Raw genomic sequence first — 488 nt, 5'->3', positions numbered from 1 at the left:
GGATCTAAACAGCCCGTCCCGAAGTCGTCAATGTGCAGCTGCTGGTTCTCGATGACGGACGGCTGACCGACGGTAAGAGCCGCACTGTTGATTTTCGGAATACGGTGATCATCCTGACCACTAACCTGGGGGCGGAATATCTTGTCGAACTCAGGGATGGTGAATCGGTCGAGCTAGTGCGCGGCAAGGTCCTAGACATGGTCAAGGCCTCGTTCCGTCCCGAATTCCTCAACCGTATCGATGAGATCCTGCTTTTACACCGGCTGGGCCGCGAACATATGGGGTCGATCGTAGATAGCCAATTTGCCCGCCTCGCTAACCTGCCCAAGGATCGGGTCATTGTGCTCAACCTCGACCCATGGGCGCGGAAATGGATCGCCAATGAAGGCTACGCTTCACCGTATGGCTTGCGTTCTCATAAACGCGTGCGACAGCGCGCAGCATCTGAACAGCTGTCATATGAAATCCCGTCGGGACGTGTGGTGGAC

General features: G+C 56.1%; 1 protein-coding gene and 1 pseudogene. Both read left to right on the top strand.

Translation table 11 applies throughout. The features are described from left to right. Positions 1 to 23: 23 nt before the first annotated feature. Positions 24 to 236 (top strand): annotated as a pseudogene (locus VE26_RS18905) (AAA family ATPase); the annotation flags it as partial. Continuing rightward, on the top strand, positions 237 to 488 hold a 252-nt coding region (locus tag VE26_RS18900), incomplete at its 3' end, for a hypothetical protein (RefSeq protein WP_425283802.1).

The organism is Devosia chinhatensis, from assembly GCF_000969445.1.
Lineage (GTDB): Bacteria > Pseudomonadota > Alphaproteobacteria > Rhizobiales > Devosiaceae > Devosia > Devosia chinhatensis.
The sequence above is the reverse complement of the archived record's forward strand: the minus strand, read 5'-3'. Positions and strand labels throughout refer to the sequence as shown.